Genomic DNA, 22,593 nt, shown 5'->3' with positions numbered 1-22,593 from the left:
CCAAACAAGTACGCCGTCTTTTTTAAAAAAGCTGGCTTTCGTGATACCGGCATCAGATAAAATCTCCTTCGTTTTTCTCTTTGGGCTGGTGCAGGTAAACATCCTGCTGCGGAAATGGAATCTGAATTTCATTGATTTTAAAAGCATTCGTAATGGCTATCACCAAATCACTTCTGGTAGAATTGTTTTCCGACATGTGTTTAGTCCAGAAATAAATTTTGAGATCGATTGTGCTGGAACCAAACTGTTCGAATTGAACTACTGGTGGCGGGGATTTAAGTACGCGTGTTTCCGCCTCGAGCGTTTCCATTAGAATTTGCCTACATTTTTGCAGATCGGTGTGATAAGCCACGCCAATGACAACTGCTACACGTTTCCGATTTCCGGCAAGTGTCCAGTTCATCAGATGAGAATTGAGCAGGTCGCCATTTGGCATGACCAGGTCTCCCCCGTCCCAGGTAGTGATAACGCTGCTACGGAACCCGATGGATTTCATCGTTCCACCTTGTCCGTCAACATCAACGATATCACCAACGTTAACGGGTTTTTCAAACGCGATAATTAAGCCGCTAACCAGATTGTTGACCAAAGTTTGCAAACCAAAACCAATACCAACTCCGAGTGCCCCAATAATAATGGTAATCCGATCCATAGGAATACCAGCGGCGGCAATGGCCAGGAAAAGCCCTGTGGAGAGAATAAATATTCTTACCAGCAATACCCAACTCCCCAAACCTTGTTTTTTTGTGTCCTTATTGCGGCTGGATACCAGATGCTCATCAGATGTAAAAAAAGATACAATTTTAGAAACAATGACCGATAGGGACATAATAGCGAAGAAAAGGAAAAGGGAATTGATACTGAATGTATAATCTCCAATAGTTCGGTCTTTACCTAAGAACGTAACAAGGGGTTGAGACAGGTACTCAAAAAGTGGAAAATTGTGTCCCAATAGAATTATCCAACCCAATACCAGCAAAACATAGAGCAAAAACGGGGCCCTGGATCCCACCCGCCCAAAATTGAGGTAGAACAGTTTTTTATCCTGCACGGTATAAACGTCGAAAGCCAGAACCAATCCCTCGTTAATGAACCGAACTACCCAAAGAAATAATATCGCAATAACAACATTCAAAAAGCCACCAATAAACAGGGTTTTGGCCACATTATATCTACCAATAACATTCAAAACTATTGAAGAAAACTCAAGGATTATCATGAAACCAATTGAGTAGGCAATCCATTTTTCCTTCAATTCGTGCTGACGTTTTTGAAAAAGAATGATTGAACCAGCGATAACCCCTGCCATAGCAACAGCAACTATAAACCAACGCTCTACCCTTGAGGCCTGCAGTACCATATTATCAACTGCAGCCATAAGAAATAAAAATACCATTAACAGCCAAACCCTCATCCAGTATGTGGTAATATATCCTCGAAAAATCAAGCTAAGGCAGATACAGGAGATGACCCAGAAAATAACGTTTAGAATAAAAGGGGGAGAGATGAAAATAAACTGAAAAATACTGATGACCAGCAGCAGTGCCGACAGTAAGGGATACCTAATTACCAGTTGGCCTTCGTAATCCTTATTCAATAACCTTTTTGCTGTATAGATCTGTTTAAGTGACCGCAAATAAATAAACGACAATGCGGTAAGACCAAGCAATATGAATAACTTTATACTGTTATTAATCGTATAAAACTTTAAGGTTAGCATGCCCTTCACCTTTGAAAAGGTTAACACTTCCGAAAAGGGCCTTGAGTATATAGGGCTATCACCCAGGTTTGAAAAATCGCGCTTGAAAGGTGACATTGCCATTCCGCGTTCAATCTGCTCGATTTCATCAACACTTATTTTTAAGCCGTTAATTTCCATATTGTAAGCATTAAGCAGGAGCTGAACGTTACGTCCGGCAAGCTTAAGGGTTGAATCAATGGGATGAATTTCCTTTGCAATGGTAACGAGGCTGCCAAGATATTTTACTAATTCTGCAGAGTCTTTAGGAAAATTAAAAAGTTCTGATGTAGTAAGTAATGAGTCGAGCCTGAAACGATAACCATTTAGCACGGCCTGCCGGGAGTCTAGTCTCGACTTCCGCTCTCCGGCCTCTTTAATTAGTTCACTGATCACTTTTTTAGTGGCAGTTAGATTTCTAAACGTTTGGGCAGTTCCTTTATGTTTAAAAACGCCATCCGCGGCAATTTCATAGTCAGCTTTGATATCACTTAATGTCATTTTAAATTCCAGCGTATCCAGACCGGACTTAATATAACTTTTAGCATTCTGCATGGTCAACCTGGTTTCTTCAAAGATTCTCACCTGCACGGCAAGTGCTTTATCTGCCTCAAATTCCTGCCGGCTATCTAATGCTGATTTCCTGGCGAAATCCTGCATTCTGTCGACAAAGCCTTTTGCTCCATTACCATTAATCTTTGAGGTTTTCGTGGTATCTGCTTGCTGTGCCAGTGAACTGAGTGAACAAAGACATAAACACAGCAGTAAAATAACTTTGGAATTATTAAAGAGGTTCATAATATCAGGACTTAGTTCAATAATACGAAAAAAGGAATTCGGAAACTATAATTAGCGCAAAAAGCGATGCCATGATTCAACGGTTTGGGTGTGATACAGAGCAGCAAGGGCTTTCAAAAGACCGTGGTGCAGCATTATCATCGGGTAAGTAGAAATACGGGGTCAGCTTGCCATCTACCTGTTTTGGAAAATTGTGCTTTTACGGAGTTGATGAGGTGGTATAAGTTTTGTTTTACCTGGCTCACAACCTAAAACAAAACATATGACACAGCAAGAATTCAGCGAGACCATTAGTCTGCATGCGCCATCTCTTAGGTCGCATGCCCTTAATTTCACAAAAAATTCTGAAGATGCAAATGATCTGATGCAGGAAACCCTGCTAAAGGCCACAAGGTTTGCATCCAAGTTTGAGGACGGAACAAATATGAAGGGATGGCTGTTTGTGATTATGAAGAACACCTTTATTAACAATTACAAGAAAAACCAAAAAACCAGGGACAATACAGTGCAGGAAGATGAGATCACTTCAGCAAACCTGCATTACAGCGCTACTACGAATGATTCAGTTGGGAGTTTTGCCATGCAGGATATTAATGTTGCGCTGGCGCAGCTGCCACAGAAATATGCTGTTCCATTTATCCGTTATTTTGAAGGATATAAGTATCATGAAATTGCCGATGAAATGAAGATTCCATTAGGTACAGTAAAAACTTATATTCATGAAGCCCGGATCTTGTTGAAAAAGAATCTGAAACAATATCAATAAGAAAATGAGCTGGAAAGCATTGTTTGAAATGCTTTCCAGTTTTACAGACAAAATGATAGATTAATGCTACAATGCCAAATGTGGCTTATGCGAAAAATACCTCTTTTAATAGGTAAACTACTTAAAATGCTATTGCTCCGGAAGTTCGATAAAAAAGCTTGTCCCCAAGCCCTCCTCACTTAGCACCCATATCCTACCCCCGTGGAGGTCGACGATATCCTTGATGATATTCATGCCCAAACCCCCTGATTCCTCACCTTTTAAACCTTTCCTTAAAACTTCCTTGCTGTGATTAAACAAGTTGTTGCGCATCTCTTTTGGTATACCAATCCCATCATCGCTTACCGAAACAATAACTTTGTCTCCGCGTTGCTCTGCTTGCACCATGATGTTTCCACCTACTCTGGTAAATTTGATGGCATTTGACACCAGGTTATTAATTACCTGCATGAATTTCATACTATCTAAGAAAAGAAAGATTTTATCCTGTGGACTGGAGAAACTGAAATTTCTAACCTTGCTGAGGTGTGAGCGACTGTAGAACCGTACCACGTCTTTAAGTTCCCAGACGAGGTCTGCTCTCTCCTTTTTGATGGCGACAACAGCTGATTTGATAAATTCATGATTAACCATGCTTCTTACCAGTTTCAGGTTACGTTCGCACATTTCGCTAATGAACTGAAGGGAGTTTCTCAGGTCTTTTTCTTCCATTTGCCTGATGTTGCTTTGTATTGAGGAGGCCGTCATACGGATCATGGCAAGCGGTTCCTTCAAATCATGCGATAACACCTCGAGGGTGATATTTTTACGGGCATTAATCTGTTCGATATGGATTTTATTTTCCTGTTCAACTGTAATATCTTCAACAATACCATAAATATGTCCTGCACCATCAGCACAGGAGAGGTTACTTTTGAGGTACCTAACGCCATCGGCCAAACTGATCCTGAACACATACTTTTTAGCGCCTCCGTCGTCAAGCAGCTCCTGATAGCAGTTCGCCACGTGTACTAAATCTTCAACGTGTATTTTCTCTTTGAGCTGATCGACGGTAAGCGTCCCCTCTTCTGTAAGTCCAAAAATCCTGGATAGGGCAGTATTGAAATAATTAAATACCTGTTGTTTGAGATCGTATATAAAATAACCATCTGAAGAAACATTTCCCATCTGGCAGAAAATCTGTTCGTTCTCTTTCGGCATCATATTAATGGAGATTTGTGAATAATTAAACTAATTGAGGATCCCTTTGGTGAACGCAAAGCGCATGAGTACGGCGGTATTTTTAGCGCCAGTTTTATCAATCAGGCTTTGGCGATGTCCTTCAACCGTACGGCGTGAGATAAACAACTTATCGGCCATTTCTGCATTGGTAAGTCCTTCGCCAATAAGCCTGAGGATTTCGATTTCCCTTGAAGAAAATTCGGATGTGCTGATGCCACTTTGCGCGATAAAGGTATTGTCTACCATTCTGTCTACAATTTTGATGGATAAAGCAGCACAAATGTAACGCTCACCAGAGATGATTTTAGAAAGAGCAAAGAATAATTCGTCGGGATCCACGGATTTAGTCAAAAAACCTTGTGCTCCTATTCTGATGGCTGAAAAAATATGGGAGTCGTCTTCAAGCATGGACATAATCAATACCGGAATTTGATAATGTTTTTCTTTGATCATCCTCACCATTGAAATTCCATCCAATACCGGCATTCCGATATCCGAGACAATCAGATCGGCTGTGAGTCCGCGATCAAGTGCTTCTACCACTTCCAAACCGTTACCCGCATCAAATACAACTTTGTATTGATTAGTGGACTCAAGAAGCATCTTCAGTCCTTTTCTCATGACCTTATGATCTTCTGCTAAAATGATGTTTTTCATTATGTTTGGGCGTGATCAGGACAAGACTGTCTTGGATTGTCAAAGTAGTCAGGCACCTTAACAACACTCACTATTCCAGAAAGTTTTAATAAACCATACCATACAACCGGAATCTGGTTGTATTTTGACGATATGATAGAACCCCGGGTATTAATCCCCCGGGGTTAACCTGTAAATACAATTAGAGTTGTTCGTCGTAGTCGCTCCACTGCGCTATTCCATCGGGTTCTGCAGATTTTACCTCAGCACTTTTTTCTTCACTCATCTTTATATTTAGGGCTTCAGTTTCTTCAAGCTCTTCGGCTTTCCGGTCTGGAAGATCTGTCAGCCCTGCAGTTTCGCTAACGAACGTTGCCGGGTCGTCGATAAATTCCCATTCTTTACCCATTCCCGGCATCTCGCCTGTATTCCATGGCCCGGAGAATGAATTTTCGGGTGAGAGGTTGAAATACTGTTGGGTATACCTTGGGTCGGCCTGTAACACACCGGGAGGGAAGTTTGGCTGAATGGTATCCAAAGCGGCTTCGAACATTTTATAATGGGCAACTTCGCGGGTCATCAAAAATGAAAGGGTTTCTTTAACATAAGGGTCGTCGGTGAATTTCATCAGGTGTTCATATACAAGCTTGGCACGAGATTCAGATGCGAGGTTAGACCTTAAATCAACAGTTAAATCACCATTTGAATGGATATATGATGCACACCATGGAATACCCTGGCTGTTTGCCAGCCTTGGCCCGCCACTGCTCAGCATCACAAAATGTGGATTAGCGCTTAATGCTGCATGAATGATATTTTCCTTAGCTGCTTTTCCATCGAGTACCTGCATGATTTCAGAAGAATCTGCTGCGTCTTTTAGTTCGCCATTTACCCCTTTTAACAACATCTGGATGGTTGCGCCGACAATTTCCAAATGAGAAAACTCTTCAGTTGCGATATCCATCAGCATATCATACTTATCGGGATGCGGCTGCTTGGCGCCGAAAGCCTGGGTGAAGTATTGCATGGCGGCCGCAAGCTCGCCATTTTCTCCGCCAAATTGTTCTAATAAAATATTTGCAAAAACTGGGTCCGGCCTGGAAACCCTGGCATTAAACTGCAGGTCTTTTGAATGATGAAACATAAGCTCTTGTTTTGTTAGTTGAATCTTTCTATATTGAGATTTCAGTTATTAACACACTCAAAAAGCCCTGCCGGTTTGCATAATAATTAAAACGGGTATTTACACACGGGGCAAGTATTTTCCAACATCGAAACGCGGCAAGCTGTTGACGTACTACTATTTTAAAATACCTGACGCCAACAGGTGCCATTGTATATATGACATGCCAATTGCGCTTCCTCCATTCACTACCAGATTTCTTGTTTTATCAAGAAAGGCCTGATTTTCGGTATTTGGCACTTCATTACGTCCGTGAACTTCGGCACTCAGCACATTACCGCGCCGAAAAACCATAAACGTAGAAGTGGCCTGATTGGTAAAGAAATGAGCAATTTTAGCACTCACCACACCAGGGGTTTTGCTTGGCCGGGCAACAATAAGTGTAAACTCCACATCTGATTCCGGGCCGGAGAACTCTTCCATGTGTTCGATACATACCCAATCGTATCCTTTACCCGCACTCGTGCCTGGTCCGGGGATGTCGATGCGGATATAATCGCTCTCTTTCGCATTTCTGGCAACCTGGATTCCATTTTTATCGAAGAGCACAAAACAACTCGCTTCAATCCTGGATATGGTATGCCACTGGTTAACATTCTTTAGTCGCAATACTGCTTGTTTGTAGGCCAAAGAAGCCTCAGCTGGCGAATCAAATATCTTTTCCTCTTCTGCATCAGTCTGCTGACCGACTTGCTGACTAGGGATAAGCTCTTCTTTTTCCATGATGGTATTTTAGAGAAAAATCCTGATACCGTAACAATTGTTTTCTCTTTTTAGGAATAAGGTAAAAACAGGTAACCGACATTCGGCGTATAAATACTTACACGTTTCGGCGCCAAATACCTGTTTAACCGTTTGTTTAAACCATTCCATACGGGAAGGGTTTTTAGTGGAAACAAAAATATAAAGCATATGGCAACGACATCAAAAGCAGCCCCTGCAAAGGCCGCAGCAAAAACCACTGTTAAAAAAGCGACAAAAAGTGCTGGAAACATTACACCTTCAGAATTCCATGAATTTTTTATGGATGAATTGAAGGACATTTACTGGGCAGAGAAGCATTTGGTCAAGGCGCTTCCAAAAATGAAGAAAGCAGCAACCAGTCCGGAGCTAGCAGCTGCGTTTGAAAAACATACACAGGAAACTCAAACACATATTGATACCCTAGAGCAGGTATTTGCTTTGCTTGATGAAAAAGCTGCAGCAAAAAAATGCGATGCGATGGCAGGGTTACTGGAAGAAGCGACCGGCATTATAGAAGATACTGATTCAGGTACAATGATTCGTGATGCAGGTCTTATCCTTGCAGCTCAAAAAGTGGAACACTATGAAATTGCAACTTATGGAACCCTTAAGGTATTCGCAGAAAACCTGGATCGTGCTGATGTAGCAGAACTATTGGGACAAACACTTGAAAATGAAAAAGCAACTGACGTTGCCCTTACTGAAATTGCCGTAAATGCGATAAATGCAGAGGCAGCGGCTGAGTAGGAATAAATAAAAATACCAGATGAAGGAAAAGCCCTAATCTGGTATTTAAAGTTACCGGTAGCTTATTTGCCTGCTAAATGAGCAGCAACAAAATCTAATCAAATTATCCCCAACATGAGCTATGCCAACTGAACCAGATAAAGGAAAGAAAATATATGATTACCTGATTGTGGGGAGCGGTTTATTTGGTTCGGTGTTTGCCCATGAGGCCACTAAACGCGGAAAAAAGTGCCTGATTATTGATAAAAGAAATCATGTTGGCGGCAATGTGTTTTGCGAAAATATGGAGGGCATCAACGTGCACAAGTATGGTGCCCACATATTCCACACCAACGATAAGACTGTTTGGGACTACGTAAATTCTTTTGTTGAGTTTAACAGGTATACCAACAGTCCGCTAGCAAACTACAAAGGCAAACTTTATAACCTGCCTTTCAACATGAATACCTTTTATCAGTTATGGGGTGTCAAAACACCCACTGAAGCACAGGAAAAAATAAACAATCAAATTCAGTTAAGTTCGACTGCCTCACCTGCAAACCTGGAAGAACAAGCGCTGTCGCTGGTTGGAACGGATATTTATGAAAAGCTGATTAAGGGCTACACTGAAAAGCAATGGGGCAGGCCAGCAACTGAACTCCCTGCTTTTATCATTAAAAGATTGCCGGTACGTTTCACGTATGACAATAACTATTTCAACGACAAATATCAGGGGATACCAATAGGAGGTTTTAATAAATTAATTGATGGCCTGACTAAAGGGATTGAGGTAAAAACCGAAACAGACTATTTTGCTAACCGCGACCACTGGGACGACATTGCCGAACACACCGTATTTACTGGCAATATTGATCAGTTTTATGGTTATGCATTTGGCCAGCTTGAATATCGGTCGCTACGCTTTGAACATGAAGTTGTTAACATGCCCAATTACCAGGGTAACGCTGTGATAAATTATACAGAAAGGGAAATACCCTATACCAGAATAATAGAACACAAACATTTTGAGTTTGGAACCCAGGCAAAAACTGTGGTGACCAAAGAGTACCCTGAAGACTGGACACCAGAAAAAGAGGCCTATTACCCTATAAACGATGCCCATAACAATGGCATTTTTGCTAGTTACAAAGCGCTCGCAGAAATGGAATCGAATGTAATATTTGGCGGGCGGTTAGCTACCTACCAGTACTATGATATGCACCAGATTGTAGCCTCTGCACTTAAAACTGTATCAGTACATTTTACTACTGATAAAGACCTGATAACCATGTAAAGAATATGAATATAAAACAGTCGTCCCTCCCGCAGAATTTATTATGCTTTTCTCATCTCAGATGGGATTTCGTATTTCAGCGCCCGCAGCACCTGATGAGCCGCTTTGCCAAAGAAACAAACGTTTATGTAATGGAAGAGCCGGTATTCGATGCTACGGAAAGCGCTTACATGGCTTACGATCACCGTGAGCCCAGGCTTACTATTTTGATACCACATTTGGTTTCGGGGCATGATCCGCAGCAGGTAAAAGAAGAAATGAGACTTTTATTGACTGAATTTTTGGGCCGGGTAAACCTGGCGGAATGGACTTTTTGGTATTACACTCCAATGGCGCTTCAGTTTTCTGATCATTTTAAGGCATCTCTTACGGTATTTGACTGTATGGATGAGTTATCTGCTTTTGACTTTGCGCCAAAAGAACTCCTTGAGCTTGAAAAGTCGTTATTAAAAATTGCTGACATTGTTTTTACTGGTGGTTATTCGCTGCATAAAGCAAAGAAAGATCAGCATGAGAACATTCATGTATTTCCGAGCAGTATTGATAAAGCACATTTCCATCTGGCAAGAGCAGTACAAAAAGAGCCGGAAGATCAGGCGGCTATTAATGGCGTTAAACTCGGATTTATCGGCGTGATAGATGAACGCTTCGATGCCACACTTATACATGAAGTAGCGGTTAAACGGCCTGACTGGCAAATTGTTTTACTTGGCCCCGTGGTGAAGGTGTCGATGGATAATTTGCCCAAGGGGCCAAACGTACATTATCTGGGTCAGAAGGCATACGGAGATTTACCTGCTTATCTTTCTGGATGGGACATTGCGCTTATTCCATTCGCGATCAATAATTCCACCCGCTTTATCAGTCCGACTAAAACCCCTGAATACCTGGCAGCCGGACTACGTGTTGTATCTACCCCTATTCGTGATGTGGTTCGCCCATATGGCGTGGAAGGGTTGGTAAGCATTGCTTCGGATGCAGATGAATTTATAGCAGCAGTTGAATATTGCCTCGATGACCGGACAAACGGGAAATGGCTGAAAAAGGCGGATAAGTTTTTGGAGGATAAATCATGGGGAGATACCTTTGAGCAAATGAAGGAAAAAATGATCCTTGCCCGTTTTGAAGCTGATAAATTACTAGCAAGTTAATGACCAGTGAAACACCATTTCGCTCTTTCTGGATGGCAGGTTTTGAGTGTTCTGACCAGTTAAATCATTACGGAAACCGCGTTGACTTACTCATTGAAACCGGCCATATATTACATATTGAACGCGATTATGAGCTGGTTGTCGCCAAAGGACTACGCACGGTTAGGGAGGGGATAAGATGGAGTAAAGTTGAGCAAAGCCCTTATCAATATGACTTTACAACCGTCGGCGTGATGATTGATGCGGCCAGGAAAACGGGGATTCAACAAATATGGGATATTTGTCATTTCGGATTTCCGGATGACCTTACCCCATTACACCCGCACTTCAAAGCCCGGTTTGTTGGGATTTGTGAAGCTTTTGTGCAATTTCACCAGAAATACTTCCCAGGAGAACCATTGATTGTTACCCCTATCAATGAAGTGGGATTTCTCTCCTGGCTTGGCGGCGACCATGCCAGCACAAGCCCCTACGCAAGGGGAATGGGATGGCAGGTAAAATATGCTTTAGTAGATGCCTATATTCAAGGTATTAAGGCGATGAAAGTAATTGCTCCCGGCTTGAAGATTATGACTACCGAGCCCATTGTAAACATAGTACCCTCACTAGATGCCAGTATGGAAATGGTTCTTCAGGCTGCACAACAGCACGATGAGCAATACCAGGCTACGGACATGCTCACAGGAAAGATATGTGAGGAACTGGGCGGAAGCCCGGATTTAATTGATTATATGGGCTTTAATTTTTACTATAATAACCAGTGGGTTGCCAATGATTATACCAACCTGCCCTGGGCAAACCTTGATCCCGACCCGAGATGGAAAGGTTTATCTGAACTCTTTCTGGAAGCGTATTGCCGTTACGATAAGCCCGTTGTATTATCTGAAACCAGTCACCCGGGAGAGCACCGGGCAAACTGGCTGGAGCTTATTGCTAAAGAGTGTATAAAAACCCTGAAGTTGGGTATACCATTGAAAGGCATTTGCCTCTACCCCATTATAGACCGGCCGGATTGGGACCATTTACATTACTGGCACCACTCAGGTTTGTGGGACGCTGACGAGGCCAGCCCCCATGCCAGGATTATCTGCCAGCCTTATGATGAGGAGATTGTCAAGTCGATGCTGATGATTGAGCCTTTTTTATCAGGGGTATAGGTATTGGCGCCAATTATTAATTAACCGGCAATCTGATGCTTTAGGAACCTTATATTTTTACCGTCGAATTTGAAAACCCAAATGGCGGCATATTCTCCGCAAACTTCACCTTCATCGGGATGGGCCTTCAAATATTCCGCATCAGTATTGGTTCCATACTGCAGGATAACTTCATTGCCTCGGACTGTAATGCTGTAAATAAAGTAGCAGCCTTCATTTTTGGCATGCACTTCTTTGCTGGTTTCATTTTTAACTTTTAATTCTTTTAAATCAACTGCTTTAAATAAATTATTGAATTCATCCATTTCAGTAAGGGTATAAATGGAACCGAAGGAATTGAAAAACATGTTTCGGGTAATAGCTCCATGATGTTCTTGCCTTTGTTTATCAAAGAGGGAATCGACCTCGAAAAAGTTTACAGCGGTATCTGCCAGGGGAAAAGTAAAATAACTTAATATTTGTTCCTTATCTTTTTTAGCTATAGCATTCCTGAATTTCCCTAATTCGGTTATCAATATCAGGCGCGGGCTGTTGGCAATGATTTTTTGTTTCCCTTGCACAAGTGAATCTGTTGCTGTTATTTTTTTGTCGTTTTTCTCTTTGCAGCCTAAGAGTAATGAGAATGCTATCAGAAAGATTATATATGTTTTCATATTAAAGGATTTTAAATGGATCAATATACTATCGCTCTGAGGAGGTTTCTTCTGATCTGACTTGCAACCCTCAGTGAACAGATAGCTACCTGAAAGTAAAAGGGCAAAGAGGTTGAGCATGTCAATTTTGTTTTCATAGGTGACGATATTGATTAACAATTTTGCTGCCAATTCCGTTAAACTTTGTGTCGTGCCTTTTCAAAGGTAAACAACCTGGCTGGAGCATGTGATGCACAAAATTTATATTATTCCTCTTCAAACTGATTTTACCCCCTATATTATATTAAAATACCCCTCATTCTAGCAAGTGAAATCCGCTTACTTTATCCTTACCAAACATACTAACCATTTGACAGCTCAATTCTACCCAGACGACCAATGAGATTGCCTAGCAAACTACGGGCAAAACTTATGATGCGGATTAATTCTGTATCTGGACAAACAACAAACAGACATAAATTACTATGACAAATTTTTACTTGACTTCTCAGAAAAAAAAGGGAAAGGCAGTTTACAATTGCCTGATCCTGCTTTTTGTGAGCTTAATTTTAATACATGGACCTGCCTTTGGGCAAACGAAGTCCATCAACGGAACAGTGTATGACACTAAAACTGGCGTAACCTTAATCGGGGTAGCTGTTAAAGTTCAAAACTCAAATGTTGCTACGAGCACCAATGAACAGGGAAAATACCAAATACAGGCTAAGGAAGGTGACATCCTGGTTATCAGTTACGTAGGTTATCGTTCTCAGAATATTAGTGTAGGGAAAGAAACCCAATATAATATTAGACTAGAAGAAAGCACCCAGGATTTAGAAGGTGTAGTTGTTGTAGGCTACGGTACGATGAAGAAAAAAGATTTAACAGGTTCTGTTTTTCAGATTGTACCCGACAAAATTGCGAATGATAACCCCAAAACCGTACAGGATATTTTACGCGGTACTCCTGGACTTAGTGTAGGCTATGACGCTTCTGCGAAAGGGGGCGGTTCCATGCAACTAAGAGGACAACGCTCGGTATATACAGCTGGAAGCCATAACGAACCTCTTATTGTACTGGATGGAATGGTATTTTATGGTGAGCTGTCCGAAATAAATCCTGATGATATTGGTCAGATTGATGTGTTGAAAGATGCCTCGGCAGCGGCAGTATATGGTTCGAGAGCAGCAAGCGGCGTAATTATCATCAGTACCAAGAAAGGTAAACAGGGAAAACCAACAATTAATTTTAATTCGAACTTTGGTACCACTACCAAAAGTGAGTATAGGGAAGTATTTAGTCCCGAAGATTATATGACCTATCGCGAAGATTGGTACCGCACTACCACCTATGGATTGAATACCACAACCAATAATTACGAAGCTTATCGAACTACCGCTACTTTGAGCAAACCAGGCTTCTACGAAAATCCTTCAAACCTGAGCAGATACGGGGTAAACTTAGCGCAATGGCGAGCATATTCAACGAATGCAACAGGGGAATCAGATGCCAGTATTTACGCTAAAAGATTGGGGCTGGAAGGAGGTGTTCTAAAAGACTATCTTGCGGGAAATACCTTTGATTGGTATGACCATACATTTCGGACAGGATTTAACCAGGATTATAACACCAGCATATCAGGAGCTGGTGAAAAAATGAACTATTACATGTCAATGGGTTATCTTAAAAACGAGGGGGCTGTGAATTACAATAACTACCGGGCCATCCGTTCTAACCTGAAACTTGAGGGTAAAGTAAATAGCTGGCTTGAAATTGGTGCAAATGTAAATTTCCAGGATCGAAGCGACGGTGATCTGACGCCCGAATTAGGGACAGATTACTGGCTTTCCAACCAAATCAGGAATGCTCCTTATAGTCACTACACCAATGCGGATGGCAGCCTGGCACAATATCCAATGGGCGATGGCTCTATCTTAAGAGGAACCAATTACGATTTCGACAGACAATATTTAGAACTGGAAAAAGGCTACACGGTATTGAATACAATATTTAATGCAAAAGTTAAATTACCGTTTGGCATCAATTATTCCTTTAATGCATCGCCACGCCTCCAATGGTTTTACAACCGTTATTTCATGTCGGCAGATCTTCCCGGATCTTCGCCTACCAGTCGCGGAGTGGACCGCGGTACATCGAAGAATTTCGACTGGTCATTAAACAATACCTTGAACTGGGAACACACCTTTAACCAAAAACACCGTTTAAATATTACGCTTGTACAGGAAGCAGAAGAACGCAGATTCTGGTCAGAATCTATTTCTGCACGCAACATCTTACCATCAGATGCCTTAGGATTTCACAACGTATCAAATGCGACCTTAGCAAACAGTGCTATTTCGAGTTATGATTCGCATCAAACAGGCAATGGCTTACTTGCAAGGGCATTTTATTCGTTTGATGATCGTTACATGATCACTGCATCCGTGCGTAGGGATGGTTATTCCGCGTTCGGCGCCAGTAACCCTTATGCCACCTTTCCGGCAACTGCAGTTGCCTGGACCTTCACCAACGAGAAATTCTTTAAATGGAAAAATATATTGAGTACCGGTAAGTTACGGGCCTCATTTGGTGAAAATGGTAACCGTTCGCTATCAGATCCGTATATTTCGCTCGCTAACTTAGGGTCTGGTCTTGGTGCCACAATGGGATATCTTGTAGGAAGTGGAATGGAAGAAGTTAAGTACCTGCTGATCGACCGGATGGCCAATCCATTTCTACAGTGGGAGAAAACCCAATCAATAAATTTCGGTTTGGATTTAGGATTTATGAATGATCGCATTACCGGTACATTTGAATACTATTCCATGAAAACGCACGACATGATTATGTCGCAACGTCTGCCAGGTTTTACAGGTTTCACGAGCATTACAACTAATCTGGGCGAGGTACAGAACCGCGGCTTTGACTTATCTATCAACTCATTGAACATCAGTAACGATAATTTTGAATGGAGAAGCAGCCTGAGCTTTTCTTACAATAAAAACAAGATTGTTCATCTCTATTATCAATACGAAGACGTTTTGGATGCGGCAGGAAATGTAGTGGGTAAAAGAGAGATGAACGACACCTCAAACGGCTGGTTTATCGGGCAACCAATCAGTGCCATCTGGAACTATCGTGTAGACGGTATCTGGCAAAGCAACGAAGCTACTGAAGCTGCCCGGTACGGCCAGCGACCTGGAGATCCTAAAGTAGCGAATCTTTATACAGCTAATGACAAAGTGAATGCTGATGGTAGCAGGACACCAGTTTATGACGATAATGATAAAGAGTTTTTAGGTCAGACAGCTCCTCCAATCAACTGGCAGTTACGAAACGACTTTACCTTTTTCAAGAACTTCACCGTTGGAGTGAATATTTATTCTTACATGGGCCATAAAAGCTTATCAGGAAATTACCTGAATAGCGACAATTCAGGATCGTTAGTTACCTATAACTTCAACACATTTGCAAAAGAATACTGGACTATTGATAACCCAACTAACCGTTATGCCAGATTGGATGCACAAGCTCCAACAGGTGCCAGTGCCAACATGCTTTACGATCGTTCATTTATCCGATTGGAAAATGTTTCACTGGGTTACACCTTCCCTAGCCGATGGACCAACAAATTAAATATTCAGAAAATTAAGGTGTTCAGCACGCTTAGAAATGTTGCCGTATGGCAAAAAGACTGGGAATATGGCGATCCTGAAACAGGTGGACTGGCAACCGGTGTTTTTTCTCTTGGCTTAAATGTAACACTGTAAAAAAATCTGTCATGAAATTATTTAAACAAATTAATAAACAAACTCTATTAGCGGCTTCGCTAATAATCACCCTTGGATTCGCCGGCGGGTGCAAAAGAAGCTTCCTTGATCCTGATCCGTTGTCTATATATGAACCAACAGCAACCTTCAGCACCGAGTCGGGGCTAAAGGCGGCACTTGCTATTAGCGATCGCCACATCCGTTCTTACTGGACAAATACGTCGTCGAATACTAACTCTGTAGTGATCGGCACAGAATATATGTTTTCTGACCTTGCTGTGTATGGTAAAACGGATCTGGATGTTAACAATGTAAACTTCAATTTTGCTGATGGATTAAAACCTACCAGTGGGGCAGCCGGACCTGGCGGTAATGATGGGAATTACATTAACCATTACTGGGATGAGACCTATAGTGGTATCAAATATGCAAATACGGTGATCACCTATGTGGATAAGGTTGCCGGACTGGATGAGTCATTAAAAAATGCCTACAAAGGAAGGGCTTACTTTCATCGCGCTTTCAGGTACCTTGCGCTGGTATTTCAGTACGGTGATGTTCCATTGGTTACCAAAATAATTGAAGTACCTAAACAAAACTATCGCAGTACAAAAAAAGCGGCCATTCTTGAAATGATTACTCAGGATATGGAATTTGCTGTACAGTGGGTTCCGGAGCAGAAAGACATGATCTACACAGGAATGGTAAACAAAGGTGCATGTCGCATGCTTTTAATTAAATGCTATCTCGCTACCGGGCAGTTTCAGAAAGCTAAGAACCAGGCTGATATTTTGATTAATCAATCGGGGTATTCGCTTGTAAACAACTCTTTGGGAACTTTTTATCCTGGTGGCGAACCGTTAACCTGGCCGATTACACGCAACGTGATTTGGGATCTTCACCGTTGCGAAAACAAATTAATTTCCGGCAATACAGAGGTCATCATGGGGATGCCAAATCGTGGTGCTCAATCTAATATCGCTTTCGCAACAATGCGTATTTTTAGCCCATTGTATAATGCCTCTACGTTAAAAGACCCGGATGGAAGAAATGCAATGGATCTTTATGCCCGTAATAGCGCCAGCTACCGTTCGGATCTGGACTATGGCCGAGCACTTGGGCGCGGAATCGGAACTATTCGACCAACTGGCTTTGCGCAAAATGGATTGTGGTACGTGAATGGTGCAGAAGATACAAATGACCTTAGGCACAGTACCGCTTCAGGCAACTGGGTTAAAATGGAAAACCTAAAATACGTTACGTCTAATAGTACATATCGTGGCCAAAAAATAACGCTTAAGCATCCAACAACCGGTGCTTTCCTTTGTACTGATACTATTCGTAGTTACTTCCAGTGGCCACATTACAAGCTTTTTATAACGGACGTAGTAAATGAAGCTAACCTGACCAGTAATGCTTATACCGGTGCCAGTACCGGGAGTGTTGGCGACTGGTATCTCTATCGACTGGCTGAAGCCTACCTATTAAGGGCTGAAGCGAAATTCTATTTAGGGGATGCAACCGGCGCAGCTTCGGATGTTAATATAATCAGGACCAGGGCCAAATGTACCCGCTTATACACCACCGTAACCATTGGTGATATTATGGATGAACGGGCGCGTGAATTGTATCTGGAAGAATGGAGACACATGGAATTGAGCAGGGTTTCTTATTGTTTAGCCTTGAGTGGAAAACCTGATGAATGGGGAAACACGTACAGCACCGAAACCTACGATAAGAATGCCGGAACAGATTTATCAGGTGGCAGTTATTGGTATAAACGGGTTGTGCTGAAAGGCAAAATATATAACCAGGGAGGCATTAACTCCAACAATAAAACGTTCAATTACAAAATGGATAAATGTAATCTTTACTGGCCAATCCCGAATGCAGCCATTACAGCAAATAACCGTGGAATTCTAAGTCAGAACTTTGGATACACAGGTTATAATGGATCAACGGCAAAATGGCAAACCTGGCAGGAAGCCGTAGCGGACGAAGATAAAATCGATTAATTTCCGGTATAACTCAATAGTCATTAACAGGCTGTTCAGGAGGTGTTTCCATGCGATGTGATATCTAATGGTAAACAATCTTTTGAACAGCCTGTTTTTTTTTGCTTAATCTATAAGAAAAGCTTTTGAGGAAATTTATCCTTTCCTCCCCTTTCTAAATACCATTTTCCGTAACAAGGCAAAGCCGTTGGTAAGCCGTTGTTTTTTTGTTACAATGGGTATACTTAAAATGGCCAGAAGGGAGATACAGGCCGATGTACCTAAAGCCCCTCCGTAACCCTTAAAATAGCGACTCGCATTCAAAAATATAATGCAAAATAATACACCGGCAGCTGCAACTAACCAATAATTGTTAACTAGCCGGCCTGACACCATTCCGATGAAAGATGAGCCTATAAATACCAAGGGAATATTTTCGCTTAAAAACGGATCTATTCCTGGCGGGCAAAAATGGAAAAATGTCGCGATCATGAGTGAAAGGCTAGCCGAAGCGCGCACAGGCCCTTGTTTCAGCCCCTCATTTACATAAAATGTAGTGACTGCTCCAGCCAACCCAACCAGGGCCAGGATGAAATTGTTAAGCATAAGTTGAAATAAGGTAATAAAATAGCGAAGCCATGACTACCCCAGCGAAAGCAAGTGTGCCCAACTTGCCGCCTAGGCCGGAGAACAGGCTTTTCGAAACAATAATCAGTACTGCAGTGAAAAAGCTGGCAGTAAGTACAAATGCAATGCTTGGCGCTACACCTGTACTCGACATGCCAATGAAAGCACCACAGTAGATTGCTGCTGGCAATTGCTTTAGATATTCTGATTTACGGTTAATCAGCGGAATCAGTGAGGCAACAGTTCCTAGCGTGGCTGCTGAAATTACCGGCCCCAGTTTTAGATAGTGATTCAGGTAAAAAGAGACCACCGCTCCTATTGGAATCCAGGCCACAACCAATATATGCTCATACTGATGCTCGTGGTGATGAAGCTGCACCCTTAAGTACGTAACGAAAATTAAAGGACATAGGATGAATAAAGATAATACCAGCCACCAGGAGTGTGCATGTTCCCAAAAGATTGGAAACAAAAAAACCAGGTGAATAATTAATAAAAACAGGATCGAAATCTTCCTCACATATCTGCTTATTCTCATGAACTCCGGGAAAAAATTTTATGTGGACAAAAGTAATACAAAAACATTATTTGTTTGTAAGTAGGAGTGGACCAGTAATGACACTAAATTACTGAAACAATACAGTAAGCTGACTTTATAATATTTACAAAATAAAGTCTATATTTACATACGTCGTCCCAACGCTTTTGATTTGCTTATTATTCACCCTATAGTAAGAAATTATGAATACCGAAACTGATGCGCTAATTTTAGCTCAATGTCCCAAATGTAAAAGCAAAGAAACCAGAAGAGTAAACCGCGGTTCGCTATTAAAAAACCTGCTTCCCTTTTTACCCGCAAAACGTTTTAAATGTTATAGCTGCTACACCAAGTTTTATAAGTGGGGCTAGGCTCATCCGTAAAAGCAAAATACTTTATCCGATTGGTGCAATGAAAAAGGTGAAGCTATAGTTTGCGGCGGGGATTAAGTATTTCTTCATGGCCGTAGATCTCCAGCTATCAATACCACCTACTCCCATTTGTTTCAAGTCAATATTCAATTGAGTTTGGGGTCTGGGAGTTAAATCTGCAGCATGGCGCTGATGCCTTTTTTCACCGTCATCTAAATCAGCATCAAAATAGTGCAACGCACTTATACTGAGTGCCTGAGGAGCAGTCACAGCAATACCTTTACCACTGCTATCCATTAGTTTAAACCACCTTACATCTGTTTTATTGCCCGTTTCCTGGGGAGTTACATAGGGAAAATATTGTGCTGATACGGTTTGATGGTAAAGTGCAACATCAGCAGAAAAATTCCGGTCCTGGTAATTTTCATGAGGTCCCCTGCCATAATATTCTATTTGTTCAAATCCGGCCGGTAAAATCCATTGCATGCCAAAACGGGGCAACATTTCCTTTACTTTCGCCGTATCCAGCTGAATCTGCGCATCAACCTTTATCTCTCCGGCACCATTAATCAGGTAACTGAGCGACAAGGAAGAAGATGGCATATTCAAATCGTATTTGCTGGTTACCAACACATTTTCGCCCTGCTTCACCGCTTTGAATGCGGTTAGCTTTGCTTTACTCCATGCGTCTTTCCAGGCCTTAAGCTTAACCTGCAGATTGGCACCAAAGTCGTTGTCATTGGGCGCACGCCAGAAATTAGGTTTAAATCCGAAGCCAGCATCCAGAAATGCCTTTCCATTAATTTCGTATCCTGTTAGCTGCCCGCTTTGTTTATCAAAGGTTATATTCGCCCGTTGTGACCAGATGACAAGCTGCGATTGCTGCTCCGTAAATTTTACGTCTGCTCCTTTTGCCAGCGCCTGCTGATATGGAAAGTTTCCACCCAGAAAGAGTTGTTCACTGGCGATGATATAACCTGCCGGCAACAACTGGTCTTGTTTTTTTAATCTGTAGGTGAGGCTGAGGTATTGTTCCCCCTCATTACCTGACTTGATATTTATTCCGTAATCCCGGTTCCCTTGTGCCGGAATTTCGAGCTGGTCGATAACGCCTTTTTGCACTGAAGTTCCGTTAGTGGTTATTTCCCATTCCAGTTGTACGTTTTCCAGGCCAGTAAAAAACTTCTCATTATAAATATTGATCACACCTGGTGATTTTAAGGTAGTATGGATATCCTGATACACCTTTTTCACTTCCCAGGCATGTGGATATGGGGTTCGGTTTGCATAGAATATCCCTTTTGCTGCATAATTCCAGTCGGTAATGGCTTCTTTGGGTTCATAATCTCCTCCATAGGTATAAACTGTATCGCCTTTGGCATTTACCCGTTGAAAACACTGATCGACAAAATCCCAGATGAAGCCTCCCTGGAAAACCTTTTTATTTTTCCTGATGATATCCCAGTAATCGGTAAAGTTACCGAGGGAATTGCCCATAGCATGCGCGTATTCGCACATGATAAATGGACGCTGTGGTGATGGATTTGCCTTTGCATAAGCAATCATCCCATCCGGAGTGGGGTACATCGGGCAAATGATGTCAGAATTCCATTCGTAACTAAATGTGCGATAATCTGCCACGGCACGTTCATACTGTATTGGCCTCGACTGATCTCTTTTTTTCATCCACAAATAGCAGCTGTAAAAATTGTACCCATTACCCGCTTCATTGCCCATACTCCAGGTAACAATAGAGGCGTGATTTTTATCCCGCTCCATCATTCTTTGTACACGCATTAAATGAGCCGATACCCAGGTTGGCCGGTTGGCCATGGTTTTAGTGATGTCGTAACCCATACCGTGCGATTCGATATTGGCTTCTCCAATAACATACAATCCATATTGATCGCAGAGATCCAGCCAGGTTTCGCTGTTAGGATAATGACTGGTCCTTACGGCGTTGATGTTGAATTTTTTAATGAGCCGGATATCTCGAAGCATGGCAGCTTTGGAGATGACGTGGCCGCTAATGGGATCTGTTTCATGCCGGTTAATTCCCTTAAGTAAAACCGGCTGGCCATTTACCATGAAAAGGCCATTCTTAATTTCTACTTTCCGCAGCCCGACCTGTTGGGGGATTATTTCTGTAATCGTCCCTGCACTGTTTTTTAATTTAATGGTTAGCTCATAAAGCGAAGGACTTTCAGCACTCCATAAACTCGGTTTGGCGACATTAATTTCGCAGGAAATATGCTGCTGATCAACTTTTATTTCTTTCTGCGCTACTGGTTGTCCCTTAAATTTTAAATCAAGCTGAACAGTGTAGCCTTTGGCTGGCTGACTGAATTTCAGCAACACATCAATTTTTGCACGCTGAAATGTGCTATCGATTTCCGGCGTAATTTCAATATCGTTGATGTGGATATTATTTCTGGCAAGTAAATAACAATCTCTGGTAATGCCGCTCAAACGCCACATATCCTGATCCTCCAGGTAGTTGCCATCACACCAGCGCATTACTTTCAAAACAATCAGATTTTTGCCAGTCCTGAGGTGCTTAGAAATGTCAAATTCAGAAGGAAGCTTGCTATCTTCTCCATAGCCCACATACTTTCCGTTTACCCAAACCGAAAGATTTGATTTCGCGGCGCCAATATGCAGGATGATCCTTTTATTCTTCCATAAGGCTGGAATATTTACCTCACGCCGGTACACCGCTGTTGGGTTAAAATCCATAGGAACAATTGGTGGCTTTACCTTTTTGTCCATCAGGTAGGCGAACTCGAAACCATCGGTGGTGTATATTGGAAAGCCATAACCATTCAGTTCCCAGTTGGCAGGCACCGGGAAGTTTTTCCAGCCCTGATCATTTAATCCGGCGGAATAAAAATCCTTTGGAAGTGACGATGGCTTATCTACCCAGAAGAATTTCCAGGTGCCGTTTAAGTTCAGGTAATTTGAGGATTGCTGCCATTGCCTTGTGCTAAGCGCCAGATTATTCTCGTAAACAAAATAAGAGGCATGCATGGGTAAACGATTCTCCTCATTCACTTCCTCATTTAACCAGGGTGGAACCTGAGCAAATAAGGTACACATGGATAAAATATGGCAAATGATGGTGAGTAGAAGGGCGGAAATCGTTTTGTGAAATGGCATAAAATAATGTGATCTGGCTTGCTGCTGTAATGTATAGCTCTAATCGGTAAAGAAAAGAATTTAATACCAAAATGGCTTCCATTTAATTAGC

General features: G+C 42.0%; 16 protein-coding genes. 7 read left to right on the top strand and 9 right to left on the bottom strand.

Annotated features, from left to right (window positions below; genetic code table 11):
* Window positions 1-52 precede the first annotated feature (52 nt).
* Complete coding sequence (locus tag AC570I_RS00700; protein WP_497403453.1) at window positions 53-2,536, bottom strand: mechanosensitive ion channel domain-containing protein; 2,484 nt, start codon at window positions 2,534-2,536, stop codon at window positions 53-55.
* A 262-nt stretch (window positions 2,537-2,798) separates the two neighbouring features.
* On the opposite strand from AC570I_RS00700, the gene AC570I_RS00695 reads away from it, so the two are divergent.
* Window positions 2,799-3,302 (top strand): RNA polymerase sigma factor, encoded by a 504-nt coding sequence (locus AC570I_RS00695; protein ID WP_047798322.1) that lies wholly within the window; start codon window positions 2,799-2,801, stop codon window positions 3,300-3,302.
* Window positions 3,303-3,431: 129 nt separating this feature from the next.
* Here AC570I_RS00695 and AC570I_RS00690 read toward each other — a convergent pair whose 3' ends face one another.
* The 4 genes from AC570I_RS00690 to AC570I_RS00675 all read right to left on the bottom strand — a co-directional run bounded on the left by AC570I_RS00690 (window position 3,432) and on the right by AC570I_RS00675 (window position 7,065).
* On the bottom strand, window positions 3,432-4,505 hold the full coding sequence (locus AC570I_RS00690; RefSeq protein ID WP_497403451.1) for a PAS domain-containing sensor histidine kinase: 1,074 nt from the start codon (window positions 4,503-4,505) through the stop codon (window positions 3,432-3,434).
* Between the two features lie 27 nt (window positions 4,506-4,532).
* The gene (locus AC570I_RS00685; RefSeq protein ID WP_497403448.1) at window positions 4,533-5,180 is read right to left on the bottom strand and encodes a response regulator; all 648 of its coding nucleotides are present in this window, start codon (window positions 5,178-5,180) and stop codon (window positions 4,533-4,535) included.
* A 181-nt stretch (window positions 5,181-5,361) separates the two neighbouring features.
* Window positions 5,362-6,303 (bottom strand): manganese catalase family protein, encoded by a 942-nt coding sequence (locus AC570I_RS00680; RefSeq protein WP_497403446.1) that lies wholly within the window; start codon window positions 6,301-6,303, stop codon window positions 5,362-5,364.
* A 156-nt stretch (window positions 6,304-6,459) separates the two neighbouring features.
* Window positions 6,460-7,065 carry a hypothetical protein gene (locus AC570I_RS00675; RefSeq protein ID WP_497403444.1) on the bottom strand — a complete coding sequence of 202 codons (606 nt, stop codon included), beginning with the start codon at window positions 7,063-7,065 and terminating at the stop codon, window positions 6,460-6,462.
* 189 nt (window positions 7,066-7,254) lie between these two features.
* On the opposite strand from AC570I_RS00675, the gene AC570I_RS00670 reads away from it, so the two are divergent.
* From AC570I_RS00670 to AC570I_RS00655, 4 genes are all read left to right on the top strand, one after another.
* Complete coding sequence (locus AC570I_RS00670; RefSeq protein ID WP_497403441.1) at window positions 7,255-7,833, top strand: YciE/YciF ferroxidase family protein; 579 nt, start codon at window positions 7,255-7,257, stop codon at window positions 7,831-7,833.
* Window positions 7,834-7,954: 121 nt separating this feature from the next.
* Entirely contained in the window at window positions 7,955-9,106 is a 1,152-nt protein-coding gene (gene glf, locus AC570I_RS00665) for a UDP-galactopyranose mutase (protein WP_497403439.1), read from the top strand.
* A 5-nt stretch (window positions 9,107-9,111) separates the two neighbouring features.
* Complete coding sequence (locus AC570I_RS00660; protein ID WP_497403437.1) at window positions 9,112-10,257, top strand: glycosyltransferase; 1,146 nt, start codon at window positions 9,112-9,114, stop codon at window positions 10,255-10,257.
* Window positions 10,257-11,414 carry an amine oxidase gene (locus AC570I_RS00655; protein ID WP_497403435.1) on the top strand — a complete coding sequence of 386 codons (1,158 nt, stop codon included), beginning with the start codon at window positions 10,257-10,259 and terminating at the stop codon, window positions 11,412-11,414. Before AC570I_RS00660 ends, AC570I_RS00655 begins: the two co-directional genes overlap by 1 nt.
* A 20-nt stretch (window positions 11,415-11,434) precedes the next feature.
* Here the strand turns inward: AC570I_RS00655 and AC570I_RS00650 are convergent, their stop codons facing one another.
* The gene (locus tag AC570I_RS00650) at window positions 11,435-12,067 is read right to left on the bottom strand and encodes a hypothetical protein (protein WP_497403433.1); all 633 of its coding nucleotides are present in this window, start codon (window positions 12,065-12,067) and stop codon (window positions 11,435-11,437) included.
* A 464-nt stretch (window positions 12,068-12,531) separates the two neighbouring features.
* Between AC570I_RS00650 and AC570I_RS00645 the strand changes: the two genes are divergently transcribed.
* Window positions 12,532-15,816 (top strand): SusC/RagA family TonB-linked outer membrane protein, encoded by a 3,285-nt coding sequence (locus tag AC570I_RS00645; protein ID WP_497403431.1) that lies wholly within the window; start codon window positions 12,532-12,534, stop codon window positions 15,814-15,816.
* 11 nt (window positions 15,817-15,827) lie between these two features.
* Entirely contained in the window at window positions 15,828-17,831 is a 2,004-nt protein-coding gene (locus AC570I_RS00640; RefSeq protein ID WP_497403428.1) for a RagB/SusD family nutrient uptake outer membrane protein, read from the top strand.
* A gap of 135 nt (window positions 17,832-17,966) precedes the next feature.
* Here the strand turns inward: AC570I_RS00640 and AC570I_RS00635 are convergent, their stop codons facing one another.
* The 3 genes from AC570I_RS00635 to lacZ form a co-directional block, all read right to left on the bottom strand.
* On the bottom strand, window positions 17,967-18,416 hold the full coding sequence (locus AC570I_RS00635) for a hypothetical protein (RefSeq protein WP_497403426.1): 450 nt from the start codon (window positions 18,414-18,416) through the stop codon (window positions 17,967-17,969).
* Complete coding sequence (locus AC570I_RS00630) at window positions 18,409-18,975, bottom strand: hypothetical protein (RefSeq protein ID WP_497403423.1); 567 nt, start codon at window positions 18,973-18,975, stop codon at window positions 18,409-18,411. Before AC570I_RS00630 ends, AC570I_RS00635 begins: the two co-directional genes overlap by 8 nt.
* 395 nt (window positions 18,976-19,370) lie before the next feature.
* Window positions 19,371-22,502 (bottom strand): beta-galactosidase, LacZ type, encoded by a 3,132-nt coding sequence (lacZ, locus tag AC570I_RS00625; RefSeq protein WP_497403421.1) that lies wholly within the window; start codon window positions 22,500-22,502, stop codon window positions 19,371-19,373.
* Window positions 22,503-22,593: the final 91 nt, after the last annotated feature.

This window comes from Pedobacter sp. A2324, from assembly GCF_059693705.1.
The sequence above is the reverse complement of the archived record's forward strand: the minus strand, read 5'-3'. Positions and strand labels throughout refer to the sequence as shown.